The sequence below is a fragment of the Micromonospora sp. DT46 genome (assembly GCF_049841735.1).
Classification (GTDB): Bacteria; Actinomycetota; Actinomycetes; order Mycobacteriales; family Micromonosporaceae; genus Micromonospora; species Micromonospora reichwaldensis.
Window position 1 is genome coordinate 285735 of the sequence record NZ_JBNCKW010000006.1, and the last position, 21757, is coordinate 307491.

The 21757-nt window shown below is 74.5% G+C and carries 18 protein-coding genes; 10 read left to right on the plus strand and 8 right to left on the minus strand.

From position 1 onward, the window contains the following. Positions 1 to 56: 56 nt before the first annotated feature. Together ACLQ20_RS18495 and ACLQ20_RS18500 are read left to right on the plus strand one after the other, a co-directional pair. Complete coding sequence (locus ACLQ20_RS18495) at positions 57 to 1346, plus strand: adenylosuccinate synthetase (RefSeq protein ID WP_425856830.1); 1290 nt, start codon at positions 57 to 59, stop codon at positions 1344 to 1346. Positions 1347 to 1428: 82 nt separating this feature from the next. Further along, positions 1429 to 2043, plus strand: a complete 615-nt coding sequence (locus tag ACLQ20_RS18500) for a DedA family protein (RefSeq protein WP_151455557.1) — start codon at positions 1429 to 1431, stop codon at positions 2041 to 2043. Positions 2044 to 2069: 26 nt separating this feature from the next. Here ACLQ20_RS18500 and ACLQ20_RS18505 read toward each other — a convergent pair whose 3' ends face one another. Beyond that, positions 2070 to 2714 (minus strand): TetR/AcrR family transcriptional regulator, encoded by a 645-nt coding sequence (locus ACLQ20_RS18505; protein WP_151455556.1) that lies wholly within the window; start codon positions 2712 to 2714, stop codon positions 2070 to 2072. Between the two features lie 67 nt (positions 2715 to 2781). On the opposite strand from ACLQ20_RS18505, the gene ACLQ20_RS18510 reads away from it, so the two are divergent. The 4 genes from ACLQ20_RS18510 to ACLQ20_RS18525 all read left to right on the plus strand — a co-directional run bounded on the left by ACLQ20_RS18510 (position 2782) and on the right by ACLQ20_RS18525 (position 7651). Continuing rightward, positions 2782 to 3234 carry an SCP2 sterol-binding domain-containing protein gene (locus ACLQ20_RS18510; RefSeq protein WP_151455555.1) on the plus strand — a complete coding sequence of 151 codons (453 nt, stop codon included), beginning with the start codon at positions 2782 to 2784 and terminating at the stop codon, positions 3232 to 3234. 1 nt (position 3235) lies between these two features. Next, positions 3236 to 4450: an acyl-CoA dehydrogenase family protein gene (locus ACLQ20_RS18515; RefSeq protein WP_151455554.1), complete on the plus strand. Its 1215-nt coding sequence runs from the start codon at positions 3236 to 3238 to the stop codon at positions 4448 to 4450. A 147-nt stretch (positions 4451 to 4597) separates the two neighbouring features. Next, positions 4598 to 6160, plus strand: coding sequence for an AMP-binding protein (locus tag ACLQ20_RS18520; RefSeq protein ID WP_425856835.1), 1563 nt, complete (start codon positions 4598 to 4600; stop codon positions 6158 to 6160). Between the two features lie 126 nt (positions 6161 to 6286). Then, entirely contained in the window at positions 6287 to 7651 is a 1365-nt protein-coding gene (locus tag ACLQ20_RS18525; RefSeq protein ID WP_425856837.1) for an MFS transporter, read from the plus strand. Between the two features lie 151 nt (positions 7652 to 7802). Here the strand turns inward: ACLQ20_RS18525 and purD are convergent, their stop codons facing one another. The 3 genes from purD to ACLQ20_RS18540 form a co-directional block, all read right to left on the minus strand. Next, complete coding sequence (purD, locus tag ACLQ20_RS18530) at positions 7803 to 9050, minus strand: phosphoribosylamine--glycine ligase (protein WP_151457823.1); 1248 nt, start codon at positions 9048 to 9050, stop codon at positions 7803 to 7805. A 106-nt stretch (positions 9051 to 9156) separates the two neighbouring features. Continuing rightward, positions 9157 to 10074, minus strand: coding sequence for a type IV toxin-antitoxin system AbiEi family antitoxin domain-containing protein (locus ACLQ20_RS18535; protein WP_425856840.1), 918 nt, complete (start codon positions 10072 to 10074; stop codon positions 9157 to 9159). A gap of 183 nt (positions 10075 to 10257) precedes the next feature. Further along, the gene (locus tag ACLQ20_RS18540; RefSeq protein WP_327030141.1) at positions 10258 to 11547 is read right to left on the minus strand and encodes an adenylosuccinate synthase; all 1290 of its coding nucleotides are present in this window, start codon (positions 11545 to 11547) and stop codon (positions 10258 to 10260) included. Positions 11548 to 11669: 122 nt separating this feature from the next. On the opposite strand from ACLQ20_RS18540, the gene ACLQ20_RS18545 reads away from it, so the two are divergent. Both ACLQ20_RS18545 and ACLQ20_RS18550 read left to right on the plus strand, forming a co-directional pair. Next, positions 11670 to 12818, plus strand: coding sequence for a hypothetical protein (locus ACLQ20_RS18545; RefSeq protein WP_327030140.1), 1149 nt, complete (start codon positions 11670 to 11672; stop codon positions 12816 to 12818). 1513 nt (positions 12819 to 14331) lie between these two features. Continuing rightward, positions 14332 to 16050 (plus strand): chromosome partitioning protein, encoded by a 1719-nt coding sequence (locus tag ACLQ20_RS18550; protein WP_425856843.1) that lies wholly within the window; start codon positions 14332 to 14334, stop codon positions 16048 to 16050. A gap of 85 nt (positions 16051 to 16135) precedes the next feature. Here the strand turns inward: ACLQ20_RS18550 and ACLQ20_RS18555 are convergent, their stop codons facing one another. Further along, positions 16136 to 16564, minus strand: coding sequence for a DUF3151 domain-containing protein (locus tag ACLQ20_RS18555; protein WP_132235196.1), 429 nt, complete (start codon positions 16562 to 16564; stop codon positions 16136 to 16138). A 307-nt stretch (positions 16565 to 16871) separates the two neighbouring features. Here ACLQ20_RS18555 and ACLQ20_RS18560 point away from each other — a divergent pair, with 307 nt between their 5' ends. Beyond that, the gene (locus tag ACLQ20_RS18560; RefSeq protein WP_425856846.1) at positions 16872 to 18125 is read left to right on the plus strand and encodes an LOG family protein; all 1254 of its coding nucleotides are present in this window, start codon (positions 16872 to 16874) and stop codon (positions 18123 to 18125) included. 140 nt (positions 18126 to 18265) lie between these two features. Here ACLQ20_RS18560 and fbaA read toward each other — a convergent pair whose 3' ends face one another. Next, positions 18266 to 19291 carry a class II fructose-bisphosphate aldolase gene (gene fbaA / locus ACLQ20_RS18565; RefSeq protein WP_327030138.1) on the minus strand — a complete coding sequence of 342 codons (1026 nt, stop codon included), beginning with the start codon at positions 19289 to 19291 and terminating at the stop codon, positions 18266 to 18268. Positions 19292 to 19692: 401 nt separating this feature from the next. Here fbaA and ACLQ20_RS18570 point away from each other — a divergent pair, with 401 nt between their 5' ends. After that, the gene (locus ACLQ20_RS18570) at positions 19693 to 19905 is read left to right on the plus strand and encodes a hypothetical protein (RefSeq protein WP_151456894.1); all 213 of its coding nucleotides are present in this window, start codon (positions 19693 to 19695) and stop codon (positions 19903 to 19905) included. Between the two features lie 54 nt (positions 19906 to 19959). Here ACLQ20_RS18570 and ACLQ20_RS18575 read toward each other — a convergent pair whose 3' ends face one another. Together ACLQ20_RS18575 and ACLQ20_RS18580 are read right to left on the minus strand one after the other, a co-directional pair. Next, positions 19960 to 21021 (minus strand): LCP family protein, encoded by a 1062-nt coding sequence (locus ACLQ20_RS18575; RefSeq protein WP_425856849.1) that lies wholly within the window; start codon positions 21019 to 21021, stop codon positions 19960 to 19962. Continuing rightward, a complete protein-coding gene (locus ACLQ20_RS18580; protein ID WP_425856851.1) occupies positions 21018 to 21503 on the minus strand; it encodes a SigE family RNA polymerase sigma factor in 486 nt (161 codons plus the stop codon). The genes ACLQ20_RS18575 and ACLQ20_RS18580 overlap by 4 nt, the downstream gene beginning before the upstream one ends. Between the last annotated feature and the right edge of the window lie 254 nt (positions 21504 to 21757).

Sequence of the window (21757 nt, forward strand, 5' to 3'; positions counted from 1 at the left end):
GGCGGCGGCTGCGGCAGCTCCGGCTGCGGCTGCCGCTGCGGCGGCGGGGAGGTCCGGTGAGCAGGCACGTCGCGGTGGTGGACCTCGGCTACGGCGACGCTGGCAAGGGCACGGTCGTGGACTGGCTCTGCGCCACCCGGCCCGTGCACACAGTAGTCCGCTTCAACGGGGGCGCGCAGGCGGCGCACAACGTCGTGCTGCGCGACGGCCGGCACCACACGTTCGCGCAGTTCGGCGCCGGCACGTTCCACCCCGGCGTCCGTACGCACCTGTCGCGGCACGTGGTGGTGGACCCGCTGGCGCTGGCCGCCGAGGCCGACCACCTCGCCTCGGTCGGGGTGCCCGACGCGCTCGACCGGCTGACCGTCGACGGGGAGGCGCTGCTCGCCACCCCGTACCACCGGGCCGCGAACCGGGCCCGGGAGATCGCCCGGGGAGCCGACCGGCACGGCTCCTGCGGGCTCGGGGTGGGCGAGACCGTCGCGTACGGTCTCGCCCACCCCGACGAGGCGCCCCGGGTGGCCGACTGCGCCGACCCGGCGCTGCTGCGGCGGCGGCTGACCGCCCTGCGGGACCGGTTGACCGCCGAGCTCGGCCCGCTGGACGCGCCGCCCGTCGCCGACTGCCTGCCCGCGTTCACCGGCTTCGCCGGGCGGGTCGCGATCGTCGACCGGAGCTGGCTGGCCGGGGCGCTGCGGGCCGGCACCTGCGTCTTCGAGGGCGCGCAGGGGGTGCTGCTCGACGAGTGGCACGGCTTCCACCCGTACACGACGTGGAGCACCACCACCTTCGCCAACGTGGACGGCCTGCTCGCCGAGGCGGGCCAGCCCGGCGACGTCACCCGGATCGGGGTGCTGCGCGTGGTCACCACCCGGCACGGGCCCGGCCCGCTGGTGACGGAGGACCCGGCCCTGCCGCTGGCCGACCCGCACAACCCGACGAACCCGTGGCAGGGCCGGTTCCGGTTCGGCCACTTCGACGCGGTCGCCCACCGGTACGCCCTCGCCGCGGCCGGTGGGGTCGACGGCCTGGCGCTCACCCACCTCGACCTCGCCGGCCCCGGGCTGCGGATCTGCCGCCGCTACGACAGCACCGACCGGCTCACCCCGGGCCCGCCCGGCGACCTGGACCGGCAGGCCGCGCTCACCGCCCGCCTGCTGCGCGCCCGCCCCGTGTACGACGACGCCCCGCCGCCCGACTGGACGGCGGCGGTGCGGGAGGAGCTGGGCGCGCCCGTGGTGCTGACCTCCCGGGGACCCACCGCCGACGACAAGACCCCGCACGGCCCGCTGCTCGCCCCGCGCCCCCTCGCGCCGGCCGGAACGCCCGCCGAGGCGTCGGTGTGACGCCGGGCCGCGCCGGAGTCCCGAGCGGGTCGATCCGGCGACTCGACCACCGGGCGGGTCGCACCCGGCGAGCATGGGAGGCATGGAGTCCGTGCTCGACCTGCTCCGGCAGCTGGTCGCCTCACCGTGGGTGTACCTGCTGATCTTCGGGCTCACCGCGGTCGACGCGTTCTTCCCCGCCGTACCCGGCGAGACGGCCGTGATCACCGCCGCGGTGCTCGCCACGGGCGGCAACCCCGACCTGGGGTGGGTGATCGTCGCCGCCGCGCTCGGCGCGTGCGTCGGCGACCACGTCTCGTACGCCATCGGGCGCGGCGGCGGCGCGAGCCGGCTCGCGCGCTTCCCGGCGGACAGCCGGCGCCGGGCCAGCTCCGAGTGGGCCCGTCGGGCGGTGCACCAGCGCGGCGGGCTGATCCTGACCACGTCCCGGTACGTCCCCGGTGGCCGGACGGCGGTCACCCTCACCATGGGCGCGGTCCGCTACCCGCTCCGGTCGTTCCTGCTCTTCGACGCCATCGCGGCGGTGAGCTGGGCGCTCTACTGCACCCTGCTCGGCTACTTCGGCGGGCTGGCCTTCGAACGCGACCCGGTCAAGGGCATCCTCGCCGGCGTGGGCCTCTCGCTGGCGATCACCCTGCTGCTGGAGTCCGCCCGCTGGCTGTACCACCGCCGGCGCCGCGCCACATCCCACCGCTGAACGCGCGACCGTGGAGCCGCCGCCGCTCAGCCGGGGGTGACCCGTGGGTGCCAGGTGACGCCGTGCAGGAGTTGACCGGCACCGAGCCAGGCGACGTTCATCATCCGGGTGGCGGTCTTCTCCGGGTCGGCCTCCGGGTGGTCGGCGAGCCAGTCCGCCAGCGACTCGGTCGCCCCCACCAGGGCGTACGCGACGACCTCCAGGTCGGTCTCGCCCACCTCGCGGCCCTCGGCGCGCAGCGCGTGGTCGAGCATCCCGGCGACCACCTCGACCAGCCGGGCCCGCATGCCGGCCAGCTCGCCGGCGAAGGGCTGCTCGCCCCGGGCCTGCCGGTAGAGCACCGCCCATCCGTCGCGGTGCGCCCCGACGAAGCCGAAGAAGGCGCGAAGCCCGCGCCAGAGCCGCTCGTCGGCAGGCAGCTCGGGGGCGGCCGCCCCGGCGATGGCCTGCATCATCCGGGTGCCCTCCCGGTGCAGGCAGGCGACGAAGAGTTCTTCCTTCGTGCCGAGGTACGCGTAGACCATGGGCTTGGAGATGCCGGCGTCCTCGGCGATCTCGTCCATGCTGGCCGCGTGGAAGCCCCTGCGTGAGAACACTTTCACGGCCGCGTCGAGCATCTGCTGCTCGCGTACGGCGCGGGGGAGGCGCTTGAAGGTGGGTGGGGTGGACACCTTGCGAGCATACCTACTCGCCCGTAAGGTTACGCACGAGTAGCCAATACCCGGAAGGTGCAGCCCCATGACTGACTTCGACCCGGCCAACTTCGCGAACGTCGGCCCCAAGGAGTTCGCCCAGCTGGTCAAGTCCACTCCGGACGACAAGATCGCCGAGGTGATGTCCGGCGACCTGCGCGGCAAGATCCTCGGCGAGGTCTTCGGCCGGATGCCGCAGCTCTTCCGCGCCGACCGGGCCGGCTCGACCAACGCGGTCATCCACTGGAACATCACCGGCCGTCCCGACGGGGGCACCGACACCTACGAGGTGGTCGTCGCCGACGGCGCCTGCACCGTCAACGAGACCCCGCAGCACGACCCGAAGCTCAGCCTCACGATGGGCCCGGTCGAGTTCCTGAAGATCGTCTCCGGTGGCGCGAACCCCGTCATGATGTTCATGACCGGCAAGCTCAAGGCCAAGGGCGACCTGGGCCTGGCCGCCAACATCGCCAACCTGTTCGACATCCCCAAGGCCTGACATGGCCGAGTTCTCGCTAGACCTGAACGAGGAACAGCGGGATCTGCGCGACTGGGTGCACGGCTTCGCCGCCGAGGTCGTGCGCCCGGCCGCGGCCGAGTGGGACGCCCGGGAGGAGACCCCCTGGCCGATCATCCAGGAGGCGGCGAAGGTCGGCCTCTACGGCTTCGAGTTCCTCGCCACCTGCTGGGCCGACCCCACCGGCCTCTCCCTCCCGATCGCCAGCGAGGAACTCTTCTGGGGTGACGCCGGCATCGGGCTGGGCATCTTCGGCACCTCCCTCGCGGTGGCCGCGATCTACGGCGCCGGCACCCCCGACCAGATGGTCGAATGGGTGCCGCAGTGCTTCGGCACAGTCGACGAGCCGGCCGTCGCCGCGTTCTGCACCACCGAGCCCGAGGCCGGCTCCGACGTCGGCGCGATGCGCACCCGGGCCGTCTACGACGAGGCGAGCGACGAGTGGGTGCTCAGCGGGCAGAAGGCGTACGCCACGAACGGCGGGATCGCCGGGGTGCACGTGGTCACCGCCTCGGTCGACCCGACGCTCGGCTCCCGCGGGCAGGCGGCGTTCGTCGTACCGCCGGGCACCGCCGGCCTGGCCGCGACCCGCAAGCTGCGCAAGCTGGGCCTGCGCGCGTCGCACACCGCCGACGTCTTCCTCGACGACGTACGCGTGCCGGGGCGCTGCCTGCTCGGCGGCCGGGAGGCCCTGCTCGAACGGCTCGACCGGGCCCGCTCCGGCAAGCGCGTCTCGGGCCAGGCCGCGATGCGCACCTTCGAGCTCTCCCGACCCACCGTCGGCGCGCAGGCGCTGGGCGTGGCCCGGGCCGCCTACGAGTACGCCCTGGACTACGCGAAGGAGCGGGTCCAGTTCGGCCGCCCGATCATCGAGAACCAGGCGGTCGCGTTCGCGCTGGCCGACATGAAGATGGAGATCGACGCCGCCCGGCTGCTGGTCTGGCGGGCCTCCTGGATGGGCCGCAACAACCGGCCCTTCACGGCCGGCGAGGGCTCGATGTCCAAGCTGAAGGCCGGTGAGGTGGCCGTCTCCGTCACCGACAGGGCCGTGCAACTGCTCGGCGGGGCCGGCTTCCTGCGGGACCACCCGGTCGAGCGCTGGTACCGGGACGCCAAGATCTACACCATCTTCGAGGGCACCTCCGAGATCCAGCGGCTGGTCATCTCCCGGGCCATCTCCGGCGTCCAGATCCGCTGACCGACCGCCGGCGCCGTCGCCGTCCAGGGGGCCGCACCAGGCCCGGACGTCCGCCGCGCCCGTACCGCTGCGCGCTCGATCTCCAGATCGCCCGCGTGGGGTCCCCGGCCCGGGGGCCCCACGCGCACCGCACGAGGAGGCCGCGTCATGGACCTGCCGTTCGTCGTCGCCACCCTGACCCGACGCGGGCTGCTCGCCCCCGGCCGACCGATCCGCGTCGCCTCGCAGCTCCAGGCGCTGCGCAGGTGGGGCTGGAACATCGCCGGCGAGCTGCGCCAGGCCGCCGCCCGCGACCCCGACCGGGCGGCCGTCGTCGACGAGCAGGGCACCGGCCTGACGTACGCCGAGCTGCTCGACCGGTCGGAGCAGCTGGCCCGGGGAATGCGGACGGCCCTCGGGGTGCGACCCGGGGACCGGGTCGGCGTGCTCTGCCGCAACCACCACGGCCTGGTCGAGACGATCGTGGCCGCCACCCTGCTCGGCGCGGACGCGGTGCTGGTCAACACCGGGCTCTCCGCCGGGCAGCTCGCCACCGTCGCGCAGGAGCAGCGGCTGCGGGTGCTGGCGCACGACGCCGAGTTCGCCGACCGGGTCGCCAACCTCCCCGCCGAGGTGCAGCGGCTCGACGAGCGCGCCCGGGAGGCGCTCGTCGTCGGCGCGGTCCCCGGCGAGCTGCGTCCCCCCGAGCGCGACGGCCGGATCATCGTGCTCACCTCCGGCACCACCGGCGTCCCCAAGGGCGCCCGGCGCCCCACCCCGAACGGGTTCGGCCCGCTGGTCTCCATCATCGACCGGATCCCGCTGCACGCCCGGGACACCGTCATGATCGCCGCGCCGCTCTTCCACACCTGGGGGTACGCGGCCCTCCAGGTCTGCTTCGCCCTGCGGGCCACGGTCGTGCTGCACCGCCGGTTCGACCCGGCCGCCACGCTGGCCGCCCTCGTGGCGCAGCGCTGCGACGCGCTCTTCGCCGTGCCGGTGATGCTGCAACGGCTGCTGGAGGTGCCGCCGCCGGACCCCCGTCCCCCGCTGAAGGTGGTCGCGGCCAGCGGTTCCGCGCTGCCGGGCGGCCTCGCCCTGCGGTTCATGGACGTCTACGGCGACGTGCTGCACAACCTCTACGGCTCCACCGAGGTCTCGTGGGCGTCCATCGCCGGCCCCGCCGACCTGCGTGCGGCTCCGACCACCGCCGGCCGCCCGCCGCACGGCACCCGGCTGGAGATCCTCGACGCGGCCGGCGAGCCGGTGCCGGCCGGGCAGGTCGGCCGGATCTTCGTCGGCAACGAGATGCTCTTCGAGGGCTACACCTCCGGGGCCGTCCGGGAGCACCGCGACGGCCTGCTCGACACCGGCGACCTGGGGCGGCTCGACGCCGACGGGCTGCTCTTCGTCGACGGCCGGGCCGACGACATGATCGTCTCCGGCGGGGAGAACGTCTTCCCGGCCGAGGTGGAGGACCTGATCGCCCGGCTGCCGCAGGTACGCGAGGCCGCCGTGATCGGCGTACCGGACCAGGAGTACGGCCAGCGTCTCGCCGCGTTCCTCGCCCTGCACCCCGGCGAGACGCTCGATCCGGAGGCGGTCCGCGAATACGTCCGGCACTACCTGGCCCGGTTCTCCGTACCCCGGGACGTGGTCTTCGTGAAGTACCTGCCCCGCAACGCCACGGGCAAGGTGCTGGCCCGCGAGCTGCGCCGCTACTACGGCTGACCGTTCCCCGCCCGTTACTGCCCGGAACCCGGCCGCCCCTAGGCTGACGGCACCATGATCGGCTCCGGACCACGCCGCCGTGCCCGTCACCGCCACCATCCCCGTCACCGCCAGCCGGGACCACGGATGGCACCGCTGCTGCTGGTCGAAGCGGCGACCCTGCTCTCCAACACCGGCAACGGGGTGGCCAACGTCGCCCTGCCCTGGCTGGTGCTGGAACGTACCGGCAGCGCCACCGCGGCCGGCGTGGTCGCGGCGGCCGCCGCGCTGCCGATGCTGCTGTCCGGCCTCGTCTCCGGCACCATCGTGGACCTGCTCGGCCGGCGGCGTACGGCGCTGGTCTCCGACACGCTCTCCGCCGCCTCGGTCGCCGCGATCCCCGTGGTCGACGCCCTGCTCGGGCTGAACCTCGGCTGGATCGTGGCGCTGGCCGTGCTCGGCGCGGTGTTCGATCCGGCCGGGCTGACCGCCCGGGAGACACTGCTGCCGGCCGCCGCACAGGCCGCCCGCTGGCGGATCGAACGGGCCAACGGGGTGCACGAGGCGGTCTGGGGGCTCGCCTTCCTGATCGGGCCCGGCGTCGGCGGCATCCTCATCGCCGCGATCGGCCCCGGCCCGACGCTCTGGGTCACCGCCGCCGGGTTCGCGCTGGCCGTCGTGATGATCGCCGCCGTCCGGCTGCCCGGGGCCGGCCGCCCCGAACGCCCCCCGGAGGGCCTGTGGCAGGGCACCGCCGAGGGCCTGCGGTTCGTCTGGCGGGACAAGCTGCTGCGCACCATCGCGCTGCTCACGATGGTGCTGGCCGCGCTCTACCTGCCGGTCGAGGGCGTGCTGCTGCCGGCGTGGTTCGTGGCCCAGGGAGAGCCGGCCCGGCTCGGCGCGATCCTGATGGCGATGAGCGCCGCGGGCGTGATCGGAGCGCTCGCCTCCAGCGCGGCGGGGCGGCGGGTCCGTCGCCGTACCCTGCTGGTGGCCTCCCTGCTGGTCATCGGGGTGTCGCTGGTCGGCCTGGCCACCCTGCCCCCGTTCCCGGCCATGATCGGCTTCGCCGCCGGGATCGGGCTCGCGTACGGGCCGGTCAACCCGCTGTCCAACTACGCCATGCAGACCCGCACCCCGGAACGCCTGCGCGGCCGGGTGGTCGGGGTGATGACCTCGTTCGCGTACGCGGCCGGCCCGGCCGGTTACCTGCTCGCCGGGCCGCTGGTGGAACGGATCGGGCTACGCCCCGCGTTCCTGGCGCTGGCCGGGGCGCTGCTGCTGGCGGTGCTGGTCGCCGCGCCGCTGCCGGTGCTGCGGGCGCTGGACGATCCACCCCGCTACCCACCCGCCCCGCCCGGCGGCCCGGGCGACCGGGCGGAGGAGCTCGTGCCCCTCAACAGCCAGTACGCCTCCGCGACGCGCCGGGACACGCCCCGCGTACAGGGGCGCGTCCGGGTCGAGGGGCTGTGGACGCCCGCCACGCACCGGGACGCGCCCGTGCGGGGGTGACGGCCCCGGGTCAGGGATGCAGCATCAGCCCGGGCCAGCGGTTCCAGCCGCGCCCCGACGTACTCGCGGTAGCCCTCGATGTCGGCAGGCGATCCCGCCGCCTCCTCGCCGCACCGCTCAGACGGAGGCGAGGCGGGTGTGGGTTGCCCGGTCAGCCCGGAATCGTGATCCGACCCTCGACGGCGGCGGAGGCGATGTCGGTGCGGTGGTGCGAGCCGGCCAGCTCCACCCCGGCGACCAGCGCGTACGCGGCGTCCCGGGCGGTGGGCAGGTCGACGCCCGTGGCGGTGGCGCAGAGCACCCGGCCGCCGGAGGAGAGCAGCGCCCCGTCGGCGCCCCGTCGGGTGCCGGCGTGGATGATCCCCGGCCCCTCGCCCCCGGTGATCACGTCGCCGGTGCGCGGGGCGGCCGGGTAGCCCTCGGCGGCCACCACGACCGTGACGCCGGCACCGTCGCGCCAGCGCAGCGGCGGGTGCCCGGCCAGCGTGCAGGTCGCGGCGGCGTGCAGCAGCCCGGCCAGCGGGGTCTCCAGCAGCGCCAGCACCACCTGCGTCTCCGGGTCACCGAAGCGGGCGTTGAACTCGATCACCCGGGGGCCCTCGGCGGTGATCGCCAGCCCGACGTAGAGCAGCCCCGCGAACGGGGTGCCCCGCCGGGCCATCTCCGCCAGGGTCGGGTGCACGACGTCGCGCATGACCTCGTCGACAAGTCCGGACGGCGCCCAGGGCAGCGGCGCGTACGCCCCCATGCCGCCGGTGTTCGGGCCGGTGTCGCCGTCGCCGACCCGCTTGAAGTCCTGCGCCGGCAGCAGCGGCACCGCCGCCTCGCCGTCGGTGACCACGAAGAGGGAGACCTCCGGGCCGGACAGGTATTCCTCGACGACGACCCGGCCGCACTCCTCGGCGTGCCGCAGCGCGGCGGCGCGGTCGTCGGTCACCACGACGCCCTTGCCGGCGGCGAGCCCGTCGTTCTTCACCACGTACGGCGCGCCGAACTCGTCCAGCGCCCTGCCGGTGCTCTCCGCGTCCGTGCAGGTGTACGCGCGGGCGGTCGGTACGCCTGCGGCAGTCATGACGTCCTTGGCGAACGTCTTCGAGCCCTCCAGCCGGGCAGCCTCGGCGGACGGCCCGAAGGCGGCGATCCCCTTGGCGCGTACGGCGTCGGCGACCCCGGCCACCAGCGGCGCCTCCGGCCCGATCACCACCAGGTCGGCCCCGGTCTCCACCGCCAGCGCGGCAACGCCCGCCGGATCGCACGGATCGACGGCCCGCACCGAGGCGACCGAGGCGATCCCGGGATTACCGGGCGCCGCGATCAACTGCTCGACGGCCGGATCCGCAGCCAACCCGAGCGCGAGCGCATGCTCCCGCCCCCCACCACCAAGAAGAAGAACCCGCACACCGGCATCCTACTGACCCCCACCCCCACCCCGTTGATCATGAAGTTTGCGTCCCATTTCCGCCCCAGGACGGGCCAGAACCTCTTGATCACGCCGAGCGGGTGGGTCAGTCGGGGCGTAGGGCCGCTTTGACCGTGTTCGGGATGTAGTCGGGACGCAGCGTGTCGGCCCAGGTGAAGCGGAGGATCCGCCAACCGGCGTTGACCAGCCGGTTCTGCCGCGCCCGGTCCTCGAAGACCGCCCCGGGCGTGTGGTGGGGGGCCTGTCCGTCCGCCTCGGCGATCACCCGCGCCGCCCGCCAACCGAGGTCGCCGATGCCGAGCAGGTAGCCGTCCCCGTCGCGGACCTCCAACTGAAGTACGTCGGGCGGTACGCCACCGTCGACGCACCGCAGCCTCGTCCGGGTCTCCAGCGGGGACTGCGCCCGCCCGTCGGCCTCAGCCATGTGACGGCGGGCCGCGACGGCTCCCCTACGGCCCACGAGAAGGGCCGGCATCCGGGCCAGGTCGGGCCCGGTGACAACCCGCCGATTCAGCGCGGAGTCGAGCACGCACACCGCCGAGTAACGGTCCACCCGGAGGATGACATCGGCCAACGTTCGCAGCGGGGTGGTCACGGGCATCCCGGCGACCTCGCCCACGGCGTGGGGATCGATGGTGAGCTGGTGCACCACGACGTCAGGGTCGGTGATCCGCTGTGGGCGTGGCCGGTTCGGCGGCAGGGACACGTGGATGGCGGACGCCGGACGGAGCCCGGCGATCCGATGCAACTCGGCGGCGGTGTCGAGAACGACGACCGAACCCGGCCCGAGGATGGCGACCGCAGCCCGGACGCGGGCTCTACGCAGTGCCGCAGGGCTCAACTCGGGGGCCGGCACGAAGCAGCCCCTCGCCACCCGGAGCCAACGGCCCGAGCGACACAGGTGCCGGATCTGGCTCCGGCTGAAGCCGGCGGACAACGCTTGGGCGGCCGTCACCACCCCGTCCTGGCGACCGGCGATGCGGCGGAGAACATCGACACTCACCCCACCACGATGACGGCCCGCCCGCGCTCCGCACCGCCCCTGTGGACAACCCCGCCCCTCCTGTGGACACGCCCACCCTCTCCACGTTGATCAAGAGGTTTGCGTCCGGATCCAGGCCGGACCAGGACACAAACCTCTTGATCAACCGCGCAGGCGGGCGGAGGGCCGGGTTGGGGGTTGGGGTTAGGGGAGGAGGGGGTGGCGGAGGACGTTTTCCTCGCGGCCCGGGCCCACGCCCACGACGCTCACCCTGGTGCCGCAGAGTTCCTCGATACGGGCGACGTAGCGGCGGGCGTTCTCCGGGAGCTCGTCCTCGGTCCTGGCCTTGGTGATGTCCTCCCACCAGCCGTCGAGCTCCTCGTAGATCGGAGTCGCGTGGTGGAAGTCGGTCTGGGTCATCGGCATGTCGTCGAAGCGCTCGCCGTTGATCTCGTACCCGACGCAGATCGGCACCTTCGGCAGGCCGGTGAGCACGTCCAGCTTGGTGACGACCAGGTCGGTGACGCCGTTGAGGCGGCAGGCGTACCGGGCGACGACGGCGTCGAACCAGCCGCAGCGCCGCTCCCGGCCGGTGGTGGTGCCGTACTCGTGGCCGATCTTGCGTAGGTGCTGCCCGTTGTCGTCGAAGAGCTCCGTCGGGAACGGCCCGCTGCCGACGCGCGTGGTGTACGCCTTGCTGACCGCGATCACCTTGCTGATCGCGGTCGGCGGGATGCCGGCGCCCACGCAGGCCCCGCCTGCCGTCGGGTTCGACGAGGTCACGAAGGGGTACGTGCCGTGGTCCATGTCGAGCATGGTGGCCTGGGCGCCCTCCAGCAGGACGGTCTCGCCGCGGTCCAGCGCGTCCCAGAGCATGACCCGGGTCTCGGCGATGTACGGCTTGAGCCGCTCCGCGTACCGCAGGTATTCCTCGACGGTCTCCTCGACGTCGATCGCCTTGCGGTTGTAGATCTTGAACAGGAGCTGGTTCTTCTCGCGCAGCGCCAGTTCCAGCTTCTTGCGCAGGATGCCCGGGTCGAGCAGGTCCTGCAGCCGGATGCCCATCCGGGCGACCTTGTCCCCGTACGCGGGGCCGATGCCCCGGCCGGTGGTGCCGATGCGGGAGCTGCCGAGGTAGCGCTCGACGACCCGGTCGAGAGCCCGGTGGTGCGGCATGATCAGGTGCGCGTCGCCGGAGATCCGCAGGCGGCTGACGTCGACACCGCGCTCGGCGAGCCCGTCGATCTCGGCCAGCAGCACCTTCGGGTCGACCACGACACCGTTGCCGATGACGATCATCGCGCTCGGGGAGAGCGCACCCGACGGCATCAGGTGCAGCGCGTACTTCTGGCCGTCCGGCGTGATCACCGTGTGGCCGGCGTTGTTGCCGCCGGAGTAGCGCACGACGTAGTCGACCCGCCCACCCAGCAGGTCGGTAACCTTGCCCTTGCCCTCGTCGCCCCACTGGGCACCGAGGAGCACGATCGCTGGCATCTCTTCGCCTCCAGAAGGCTCGGGTGCCAGGTGGCGACCGGTCAGCGAGCCCGGGGTGTCAGGCTAACAAGTAGTGGCGGCGCGGCCGGCAGGGGTCGCGTCGGGAGGCAGGAGGCCTTTCCGTGTACGACGTGGTGCTGCTCACCCTCGGCTCGGACCGCGACGCGTCCGGCGGGGCCTGCGGCAGCGGCGGCTGCGGTGCGGCGCCTCAGGAGGGGGCCGTCCCGACCGCCGCCGACGCGACCGACGGCACGACGACCGACGTTGGCGCCCCCGCCAGCGGCACGACCGACGGCGGCACGACAGCCAGCCGCGCGACGGCCGACGCCTGCGCCCCCGCCGGTGGCGCGACGGCCGACGCCTGCGCGGCCGGTGACGCTACGGCCGACGGGCGCTGCGACACCCCGCGGGTGCCGGTGCTGGCCTGCGCGGACGCGCTCACCGCCCGGGGCGCCCGGGTCGAGACGGTCACCGCCCGCTCCGACGCCGAGATCGACGAGGTGCTGGCCCGGTTCGACGGCCCGCCCCGCCCGGACGGCCTCACCTGGCCCGACCCGGACTCCAAGGCCCGGCTCGTGGTCGCCGCGGCCAGCGACGCCCAGTTGCGCGCCGTCGTGCGCCGGCTCGTCCGGCGGTACGCCCCACCGCCCAGCCGCCGTCCCGACGATCTGCCCGGCAACCGGACGGTGCCTGACCTGCCGCCGATCGGCGTACTCCCGCTCGATCCGGCACGGGGCACGACGCACCGTGACCTGGCGGCGCAGCTCGGGCTGCCCCGCGACCCGGCGGCGGTGGCCGCCGCGGTGCTGGACGGCACGCCCCGCCGGCTCGACCTGCTGCGCAACGACGGCGGCTCGGTGACCCTGGACGGCGCGCTCCTCGGCGCCGCCGACGACAGCGGCCGGCCGCTGCACTGGCGCGGGCGGGTGGAGGTGGACGACGCTGTGCTCTCGAACGGCGACGATCCGCTGCTGGCCTGCGCGATCGGCAACGCGGGCGGGTACGCCCGGCTCGACGACGTGGCCCTGCTCGGCGACCCGGACCCGACGGACGGGCTGGTCGAGGTGGCGGTCGCCGTTCCCGTGGTGACCCGCTCGGCGTTGGGCAGGAAGCGGGTCCGGCTGGAGGTACGACGCGCCCGGGGGCGGGCCGTGGCCGTGCTGCCCCGCGAGGGGAAGGTCCCGTTCCTCGACGACGGGGCCGAGGGCGAGCTGAGCCGGAAGCGGTCCTGGTGGACCGAGCCGGGTGCCTGGGCGGTCTGGGCGGGCTGACCTCGGCGTCCCCGACGCGACCGACGCGGCCGGCCCGCGACGGCCGACCCGGCGCGGTCACTGGGCCTATCCTCGGCAGGAGGAATGGGGAGGAACCGTGGTGGACGAGAACGTCGACCGGGTCCACGGGCCCGGCCAGCAGCCGATGCCGGAGCGGGACATCGAACCACTCTGGCCGCCGGAGCAGATCGACGGCACCGACACACCGCCCTGGGCGTCGACTGCCGCGCCCGCGTCCCCCGTCCCGCCCCAGGGCCGGCCGGGTCACCCACCCTCGCCGGCCGACTACCCGTCCCTGCACGGCGGGGTGCCGCTCCCCGACGCGGGGGCGACCGCCCCGCAGGGCGCGAACACCGGCTGGTCGCCCCCACCACCCGCACTCCCGAGCCACCCTCAGGCCGCAGTCCCGGGGCCCTCACCGGCCGCGATCCCCGGACCTCCACCGGCCGCGATCCCAGGGCCTCCGCCCACCGCAGCCCCGGGGCCTCCACCGGCCGTGGCCCCTGGGCCTCCACCGGCCGTGGCCCCTGGGCCTCCGCATGCCGCCGCCTCGGGCCGTCCAGCGACCGGGGCCCCGGCCCGTCCACCGGTCGAGGCCTCTGGTCCCCCACCGGCCACGGCGTCGGGATGGGGGCCGGACGCCTCGGCCTGGGCACCGCCGACGCCCACCGCGCAGGCCACACCGGCCACCCCGAACGCCCCCACGGGCCCGACGGTCCCGCCGGTCCCGATCCCAGGCCCGAGCCCGACCCCAGGCCCGAACTCGACCTCTGGCCCGACCCCGGGCCCAGGCCTCGGCGCGGTCGGTGCGCCTGCCCCCGGCTCTGCCGGCGACCGCATGGCGGTCGGGGCGGGCAGAGGTCCGTCGGTGGCCGCCGGAGGTGGCGTACCGGCTCCTCGGGCTCCGCAGACCGGGCCCGCCCGGGTCGACCTCGACATGCCCTTCAGCCTCGACCAGCCGGTCGTACCCGTTCCGGTGGCGTCCCCGCAGCCCGTGGGCACCGCCCGGACCGACACAGCGCCGGCCAACTCGACTCGTCCCAGCGGTCCGGGCGAGCCGGCCCAGGGGTTCGCCAAGCGGCAGGACGGCGCCTCGCCGGACGCCACGGCCGACGCCTTCCCGGGTGGTCGGCCGTCGTCCCACGACACGGCGCCCGGCCCCGGCGGATCCGCCGGGGCTGACGGCCTCCACCGGACCGGCGACGCCCCGACGGCCGGCTCGCCGGCTATGGGCGGGAACGGGACCGGCGGCCCGGCGAACGGGAGCATCATCAGCAGCCCTGCGAATGGGAGTAGCGGCGTCCCGACGGAGGGCAGTGCCGGCGGTTCGGCGGATGACGGTTCCGACGGCCCGGCGAAGGGCAGTGCCGGCGGTCCGACGCACGGGGGTGCCGGCGGTCCGACGCACGGGGGTGCCGGTAGTGCCGCGAATGACGGTGCCGGCGCTCCCGCGAACGGGGGTGCCGGCGGGGCGGCGACGGGCGGCGGCCAGGCCAACGGCGGCGGGGCGCGGATGCCGGCCGAGTCGCCGTGGGCGCAGCCGCCGCAGCGGCCCGCCACGGCGGCCGTCGAGCCCGGCCCGGGACCCGGCGCGACCGATCCCGCGCCCACGCACCAGGGCGCCGCGCTCCGACGGACCCTCCACCACCAGCAACCGGCCCAGCCAGGCCCGGCCGGCCAGGCCCTCCCCCCGCCGGATCCGGCCGACCAGGGCCCACTCCAGCAGGCCCCGCCCCTGGCGGGTGCGCCCCAGGTGCCGTTCCCACGCGATTCGGCTGGGCAGGGCGTGCCGGTCAGCCCCACGCCGAGCCCTGCGCCGAACCCCGGGCGCGAGCCGGCGACGCCACGGCAGAGCTTCGGAGCCGACCCAGCGGCGGCACAGCAGAACTTCGGACCCGCCCCGGCGACGACACAGCAGGGCCTGGGACCGGACCATGCGGCGGCCCAGCAGGGCCTGGGACCGGACCATGCGGCGGCGCAGCAGAACTTCGGTGCCGACCCGACGCCACAGCAGGACTTCGGGGCCGACCCGACGGCGGCGGCACAGCAGTCCGCGCCGCCCGGGCCCTACCCACCGCAGCAGGGCGGCCCCTACCCGGCGCAGCAGGGCGGTCCGCCGGGGCCGTACCCGCCGCAGCAGGGCGCGACGCCGCCCGGGCCGTACCCGCCCGGCTGGTATCCGCCGCCCTGGCAGCAGGCCGTCCCGGGGGGCCACGCCCCGGCTCCGCAGCAGGCGTACCAGCCGGCGGAGGGGGTCGTCGCGGTGCCGCCGGCACAGCCCGACCCGAACTGGCGCCCGGCGATCACCGACCCGCCGACGGCCGAGGACTTCGCGCGCCGCCGGCAGGTCCGGCCCGCCGACCCGGTGGCCACGATGGGCGTACGGGCGGTGGCCAACCGGATGGGGCTGCGGCTGCCGCCCGGGCGGCACGAGCAGGAGATGCGGCGGGACATCGAGACGGTACGCCGCAACTTCGGCGGGCTGCGCCAGGTGACCGTGGTGAACCCGAAGGGCGGGGCCGGCAAGACGGTGGCCATCCTGCTGCTGGCGATGACGTTCGGCCAGAAGCGCGGCGGCTACGTGCTGGCCTGGGACAACAACGAGACCCAGGGCACCCTCGGGATGCGCGCCCAGCAGGACTTCCACTCCCGTACGGTGCGGGACATGCTGCGGGACCTGGGCCAGTTCCAGGGCGCGCACGGGCGGGTGGGCGACCTGTCGCAGTACGTCCGCTCGCAGGGCGAGGGGATGTTCGACGTCCTCGCCTCGGACGAGTCGGCCACGGGTGGCGAGATGCTCACCGCCGCCGCCTTCGCCGAGATCCGCGAGGTGGTCAGCCGGTTCTACAAGTTGATCTTCGTGGACACGGGCAACAACGTCCGGGCCCAGAACTGGCAGGCCGCCATGGACGCCACCGACCAGTTGGTGGTCACCATGTCGGCCCGCAACGACTCGGCGGAGACGGCCGCCCGGATGCTGGACCACCTGGAACAGAGCGGCCGGCAGCGGCTGGTACGGCAGGCGGTCACCGTGGTCTCCATGCCGCCGTCGCGCAAGGAGATCGACCTGCCGGCGATCCAGGAGCACTTCGCGGCGCGCACCCGGGCGGTGCTGCTCGCGCCGTACGAGCGGCTCATCGACACCGGCGAGCCGATCCGGTACGGGGGGCTCTCCGCGGCCGCGCGGGACGCCTGGCTGAAGATCGCCGCCGCCGTCGCGGAGGGGCTGTAGGCCCTCGCCCGGCGCGGCGGGATGGTGGACTTGGACGAGCCGACGGCCGGCGGGACTGACGCCGTGCCGGCCGTCGGCTCGGACGTCAGTTGCTCGCGAGCGCGTCCGCGGCGGCCGGGTCGCAGTCGCGGAGGAACTGGGCGCAGCGGGCCGCCTCGTCCGCCTCGCCGATCTCGTCGGCGGCCCGGGACAGCACGTAGAGGCAGCGCAGGAAGCCCTGGTTCGGCTCGTGCGACCACGGCACCGGACCGAATCCCTTCCAGCCGCTGCGGCGCAGCTGGTCCAGGCCCCGGTGGTAGCCGGTGCGCGCGTAGGCGTACGCCGGGATGACCTGGCCGGCGGCGAAAGCCCGCGCGGCCAGCGCACCCCAGCCGGCGCTGTAGGTCGGGAAGCGCGCCGCCACCTGGGCGTACGCCTCGTCGCTGCCGGCCTGCTCGGCGGCGGCCAGGGCGGCGTCGGCCTCGTCGTGCGCGGGGAGGAGAGTGGCCGGTGGTTCCGGCAACAGGTTCTGCATCGCCCCATTCAACCCGCTTCGCCCAGGGGCGCGCGAGGGGGTTGGGCGAGCCGACTGGCTGAACGGCTGAGGAGTTGGTCACGCCTGCGGCCCATGCCCCGGGCAGATGCTTTCGACTACAACTATTGGTCGGGAGCCTCCCCAGGACCCGGTACCGCGGAAGCCCGGTGGTCACGGCCGCCGGGCTCCCGTCGGTCCAGCGCGGGTGCGGTGCCGCGCGGGTCGGGCGACCTCCGGCGGCAGGATCGCCGGAGCGCGGAGGGCTCCCAGGTTTGGCCGGTTGACCCGGCGAGGCAGGATGGCCAGGGTGCCGACCCCACCTCCCGCGGACGTCATCGAGCCGCACACCTGCACCGACGAGATCGAGACCCGCGCCGAGTTCGACCGGCGGCTGACCACCGGCAGCCTCGTCGGGCTGACCGTGCAGGGGCTACGGCTCGACCTCGATCCCGTCCCCGACCTCACCGCCGTCGAGGTGACCGGCACCCTCTTCGTGGGCTGCCGCTTCGCCTCCCGGGAGGTCGGCGCCGACCTGGTCCGGCGCGGCGCGAACGTGGTGCCGCCGTTCTCCGGGCTGCCCTACCCGACCCAGCCGTCCCACCTCTACACCCCGGAGGAGCTGGCCGCCGGCTTCGCCGAGGGCGGGTTCGCCGGGATGTACGACACCCGCGTCTACGAGCACTTCCGGGCGCACGGCGGGGCGCTGCCGGACGTCCGGGAGGCGCTCGGTCAACGGCTGCACGACCACGGCGTGGACAACGCGCTGGCCGACGCCACCCGCGCCTGGCTGGCCACCCACGGGCCGCAGTCGGTGGTCGGCATCATGGGCGGCCACGCGGTGCCGCGCGGCAGCGCGCCGTACCGGATGGCGGCGGTGCTGGGCTGGGAGCTGGCGCGGGCCGACCGGCTGGTGGTGACCGGCGGCGGCCCCGGGGTGATGGAGGCCGCCAACCTCGGCGCCCACCTCGCGCTGCGGCCGGTCGAGGACCTGGACGCCGCGATCGACCTGCTGGCCGGGGCGCCGGACTTCACCGACCACGACCGCTACACGGCGGCGGCGCTGCAAGTCCGGGAGCGCTACGGCCAGCCGGTGGTGCCGCCCCGGCCCCGGGCCGCCGACCCCGGCAGCGCGTCCCGCGCCGACTCGGCCGCACTGGCCGGCGGCGACGTGGACTGGGCGCGTGCCGGCGGGCTGGCCATCCCGACCTGGCTGTACGGGCACGAGCCGGCGAACCTGTTCGCCGGCCGGATCGCCAAGTACTTCTCCAACGCCATCCGCGAGGACACCATCCTGCGGCTGGCCCGGGGCGGGATCGTCTTCGCCCCCGGCCGGGCGGGCACCGTGCAGGAGGTGTTCCAGGCCGCCACGAAGACCTACTACGGCACCGACGGGGCCAGCGGCGCGTACGTCTTCCTGGACCGCGCGTACTGGACGGACGAGCTTCCGGTGGAGTCGCTGCTGCGGCCGCTGCTGGGCGCCTCGCCGTTCGGCGACCTGTCGTCCTCCGTGCACCTCACGGACGACGTCCACGAGGCGGTCCGGGTGCTCACCGCCGGCTAGGACGGGCACCTTCCTGTCGCATTCCGATGTGCGAGGTGCCCTTCCTGACCGAAGCGACGGCCGGCCCCCCCGGGTGGGGAGCCGGCCGTCGGCGGTACGCGTCAGTGCGTCACTGTGCTGAGTGGAGGCCGCTCAGCGCGTCACTTGGCCAGCGTGGTGCCGGACGAGCGCAGGTGCTCGCAGGCCTCCGCCACGCGGGCGGCCATGCCGGCCTCGGCGGCCTTGCCCCAGACCCGCGGGTCGTACAGCTTCTTGCTGCCGACCTCGCCGTCCACCTTGAGCACGCCGTCGTAGTTGCGGAACATGTGGTCCGCGACCGGCCGGGTGAAGGTGTACTGGGTGTCGGTGTCGATGTTCATCTTCACCACGCCGTAGTCCAGCGCCTCGCGGATCTCCGAGAGCAGCGAGCCGGACCCGCCGTGGAAGACCAGGCTGAGCGGCTTCTCCTTGCCATACTTGGCGCCGACCGCCTCCTGGATCTGGTTGAGGATCTCGGGGCGGAGCTTGACGTTGCCCGGCTTGTAGACGCCGTGCACGTTGCCGAAGGTCAGCGCCGCCATGTAGCGGCCCTTCTCGCCCAGGCCGAGCGCCTCGACCATGGCCAGGCCGTCCTCGACCGTGGTGTAGAGCTTGTCGTTGATGGCGTTCTCGACGCCGTCCTCCTCGCCGCCGACCACGCCGACCTCGATCTCAAGGACGATCTTGGCCTCGGCGGCCCGGTCGAGCAGCTCGGCCGCGATCTCCAGGTTCTCCGCCACGGGCACGGCCGAGCCGTCCCACATGTGCGACTGGAACAGCGGCTCCTGGCCGGCGGCCACCCGCTCCTTGGAGATCTGCATGAGCGGCCGGACGAACTTGTCCAGCTTCTCCTGCGGGCAGTGGTCGGTGTGCAGGGCGATGTTGACCGGGTACTTCTTGGCCACCTCGTGCGCGTACGCGGCGAACGCCACCGCGCCGGTGACCATGTCCTTGACGGAGGAGCCGGAAAGGTATTCCGCGCCACCGGTCGAGACCTGGATGATGCCGTCGCTCTCCGCGTCGGCGAAGCCCTTCAGCGCCGCGTTCAGGGTCTGCGAGGACGTCACGTTGATCGCGGGGTACGCGTACCGGCCGGCCTTGGCGCGGTCCAGCATCTCCGCGTAGGTCTCGGGGGAAGCGATGGGCATGTCGAACGCTCCTTACTTACCGCTGTCGGCCGTCACCGGCCGCTGTTGTCCCTGGGTGCGCCGGACCGCGCTGTCCACCGTCGGCAGTATCCCGTAGAAGACCGGTGCCGGCACAACCGACCCGGTACGCGCCCGGTCCCTGGCCACCGCCCCACCGCCCCTCCCACCTGTCGGGCACAGAAGACGCCGATCAGCCAGGTCGCCACGGCCAGCACGACGGCACCCCGGGACGCGGCCGCGCGACGGCGGCGGCCGACCGGATCAGGAAGCCACCGTCCCATCCTGGCACCGGGGGCGGCGGCCGGTGGGTCGATTCGGTCGACTCGGCTTCCGAGCGGCGGGCGGGCGCAACCCGTACGGTGTGTGGGGAACTGTCCGCTGAGATCCCGGGAGGGACTGATATGGGTCAGCCCGAAGAGGACTTCGCACCCAGCGACCACCTCAGCCCCGAGGAACGCGACATGGAGGCGGAGCCGGCCGACGCGATCGAGCAGGCCGCCGCGATCGACCCCGGCGACGCCGACACCGAGCCGCACCGTGGCCTGGAGGTCGACGACTGGGACGCGATGGAGCAGGCCCGGGTGGTCGCCCCCGACGAGGAGGACTACCGCTGAGTCGTACGCGGGCCGGCCGCCTCCGGACGATCCCGGTGACGGCCGGCCCGCGCGTCAGCGGATGCGGTTGACCCGTTCCGGATGCTGCGCCACCCACTGCGCCAGCCGGTCCTCCCGCAGCGCGGCCAGGAACGCGGGGGCTTCCGTCGGGTCCGGTGACAGTCGCCAGCCGAGGCCCTCCGGCGGCCCGACCGGAAGACTGAGCCCGATCGGGTCGACGGACCTCAGATCCGGAAGCACCTTCAGCAGATCCACCAGCGGCGAGCCGTCACTGCCCACGACCAGCTCCGCGCCGACGGTGCCGACCAGGGCGAGGAGCCTGACCGGGTCGGTCAGCACCCCCTGCTCGCCGGCCCGCCGGATCAGCCCGGCGGCGAAGAGCTGCGCGTGCCGGTCCCGGTCGAGCCCGCCCTCGGGCAGTTCCCGCCGCTGCCGCAGCAGGTCGACCGAGGCGGCGCCGTCGAGCCGCTGGCAGCCGCTCGGGAAGACCCGCTCCGTGTGGAAGGAGCGCACCTCGCGCGGCAGGCAGACCTCCACGCCATCGACCTCGTCGGTGAGCTGGCGCAGCACCGGGTAGGTGAGCACCGCGCCGGCGTTCACGCGTACGCCGGTCAGGTCGGCGACCACCTGGCGGGTCAGCAGGTAGCCGCCTCCCAGGTCGGGCCGGCCCTTGCCGGCGCCGTACAGGAAGGCGGCGTTGAGCTTGTCGATCCCGCGACCGGGAATCGGCACCGCCAGGTCGCGGGGCAGCGAGATGAGGTACGGCCGGCTGCGGTCCGCCGGTATGTGCACCAGCAGTACGGAGTCCGCCAGCCGGGTGGGCTCCTTCGCCGTACCGTCCACGCCGAGCAGCAGGATGTTCAGCGCGCCCGTCGGTGCCGGTCCGGCGGGCTCGGCGAGCAGGGTGGCGTCCTCGGCGACCCGGTCCGGCGTGAGCTGTGGCACCCCGATGCCCAGCACGCCGAGCAGGGCCAGCGCGGCACCGCCGGCCCGGAGCCGCAGCCGGCGACGGCGGCGGGCAGCCGCGAGCCGGTCGATGGCGGACCGCAGCGGGCCGGCGGGCGGGGTCAGGGCCTCGTGCCGGGCGAAGGCGGCCCGCAGTTCGTCCTCGATCATGAGCAGGCCTCCACGTGTTCGGCGCGCAGCGTGGCCAGGGCGCGGGAGATGGACGAGCGGACGGTCCCGACGGCGCAGCCGAGGATGTCGGCGATCTCCGCGTCGGGCAGGTCCTCGTAGTAGCGCAGCACCAGCATGGCCCGCTGCCGGCGCGGCAGTCCGGACAGCCAGGACCAGATCTGGTCCCGGTCGACGGCGTGCTGGGCGTGGTCGGCCGGCGCCGGCACCGCGTCGTCGGGCTCGGCGCGCAGCAGCACCCGGCGCATCCAGGAGCCCCGCCGCCAGTCGACGTACTGGTTGGTCAGCATCCGGCGGACGTAGCGCTCGGGCGAGTCGGCGCGGGCCACCCGGCGCCAGTTGAGCTGGACCCGGACCATGGTGTCCTGCACCAGGTCCTGCGCCTGGTGCGGGTCGCCGGTCAGCATGACCGCGTACCGCAGCAGCGCGGCCAGCCGTGAGTCGGCGAACTCCTCGTACGTCACTGCACCTCCCGGACTCCTGCTCCTGATGACGGATGCGGGCGGCCGGAACGTTGCGGCGATCGTGGTCAGCCGTTCGGTCGATGTTTGCCCGCCGGAGGCCGAGCGGGCAGCGGCGGTTCTTAGGTGTTCTGCACCTTCGACGAGGAGTTGGAGCCGGGCAGGAGCTACCGGCTTTCCTCCGAGCTGCCCTTCCAGCTCTACGAGGACGCTCGGACGGGCGCCACCCTGCTGTCGACAAGTGTCTGGTGGAAAGG

Coding starts and splice junctions, on each gene's coding strand:
- fbaA (WP_327030138.1), bottom strand. CDS start 19,291: ATGCCCATCGCTTCCCCCGAGACCTACGCGGAGATGCTGGACCGCGCC.
- ACLQ20_RS18500 (WP_151455557.1), top strand. CDS start 1,429: ATGGAGTCCGTGCTCGACCTGCTCCGGCAGCTGGTCGCCTCACCGTGG.
- ACLQ20_RS18550 (WP_425856843.1), top strand. CDS start 14,332: ATGCCGGCCGAGTCGCCGTGGGCGCAGCCGCCGCAGCGGCCCGCCACG.
- ACLQ20_RS18540 (WP_327030141.1), bottom strand. CDS start 11,547: ATGCCAGCGATCGTGCTCCTCGGTGCCCAGTGGGGCGACGAGGGCAAG.
- ACLQ20_RS18520 (WP_425856835.1), top strand. CDS start 4,598: ATGGACCTGCCGTTCGTCGTCGCCACCCTGACCCGACGCGGGCTGCTC.
- ACLQ20_RS18525 (WP_425856837.1), top strand. CDS start 6,287: ATGGCACCGCTGCTGCTGGTCGAAGCGGCGACCCTGCTCTCCAACACC.
- ACLQ20_RS18555 (WP_132235196.1), bottom strand. CDS start 16,564: ATGCAGAACCTGTTGCCGGAACCACCGGCCACTCTCCTCCCCGCGCAC.
- ACLQ20_RS18515 (WP_151455554.1), top strand. CDS start 3,236: ATGGCCGAGTTCTCGCTAGACCTGAACGAGGAACAGCGGGATCTGCGC.
- ACLQ20_RS18575 (WP_425856849.1), bottom strand. CDS start 21,021: ATGATCGAGGACGAACTGCGGGCCGCCTTCGCCCGGCACGAGGCCCTG.
- ACLQ20_RS18510 (WP_151455555.1), top strand. CDS start 2,782: ATGACTGACTTCGACCCGGCCAACTTCGCGAACGTCGGCCCCAAGGAG.
- ACLQ20_RS18570 (WP_151456894.1), top strand. CDS start 19,693: ATGGGTCAGCCCGAAGAGGACTTCGCACCCAGCGACCACCTCAGCCCC.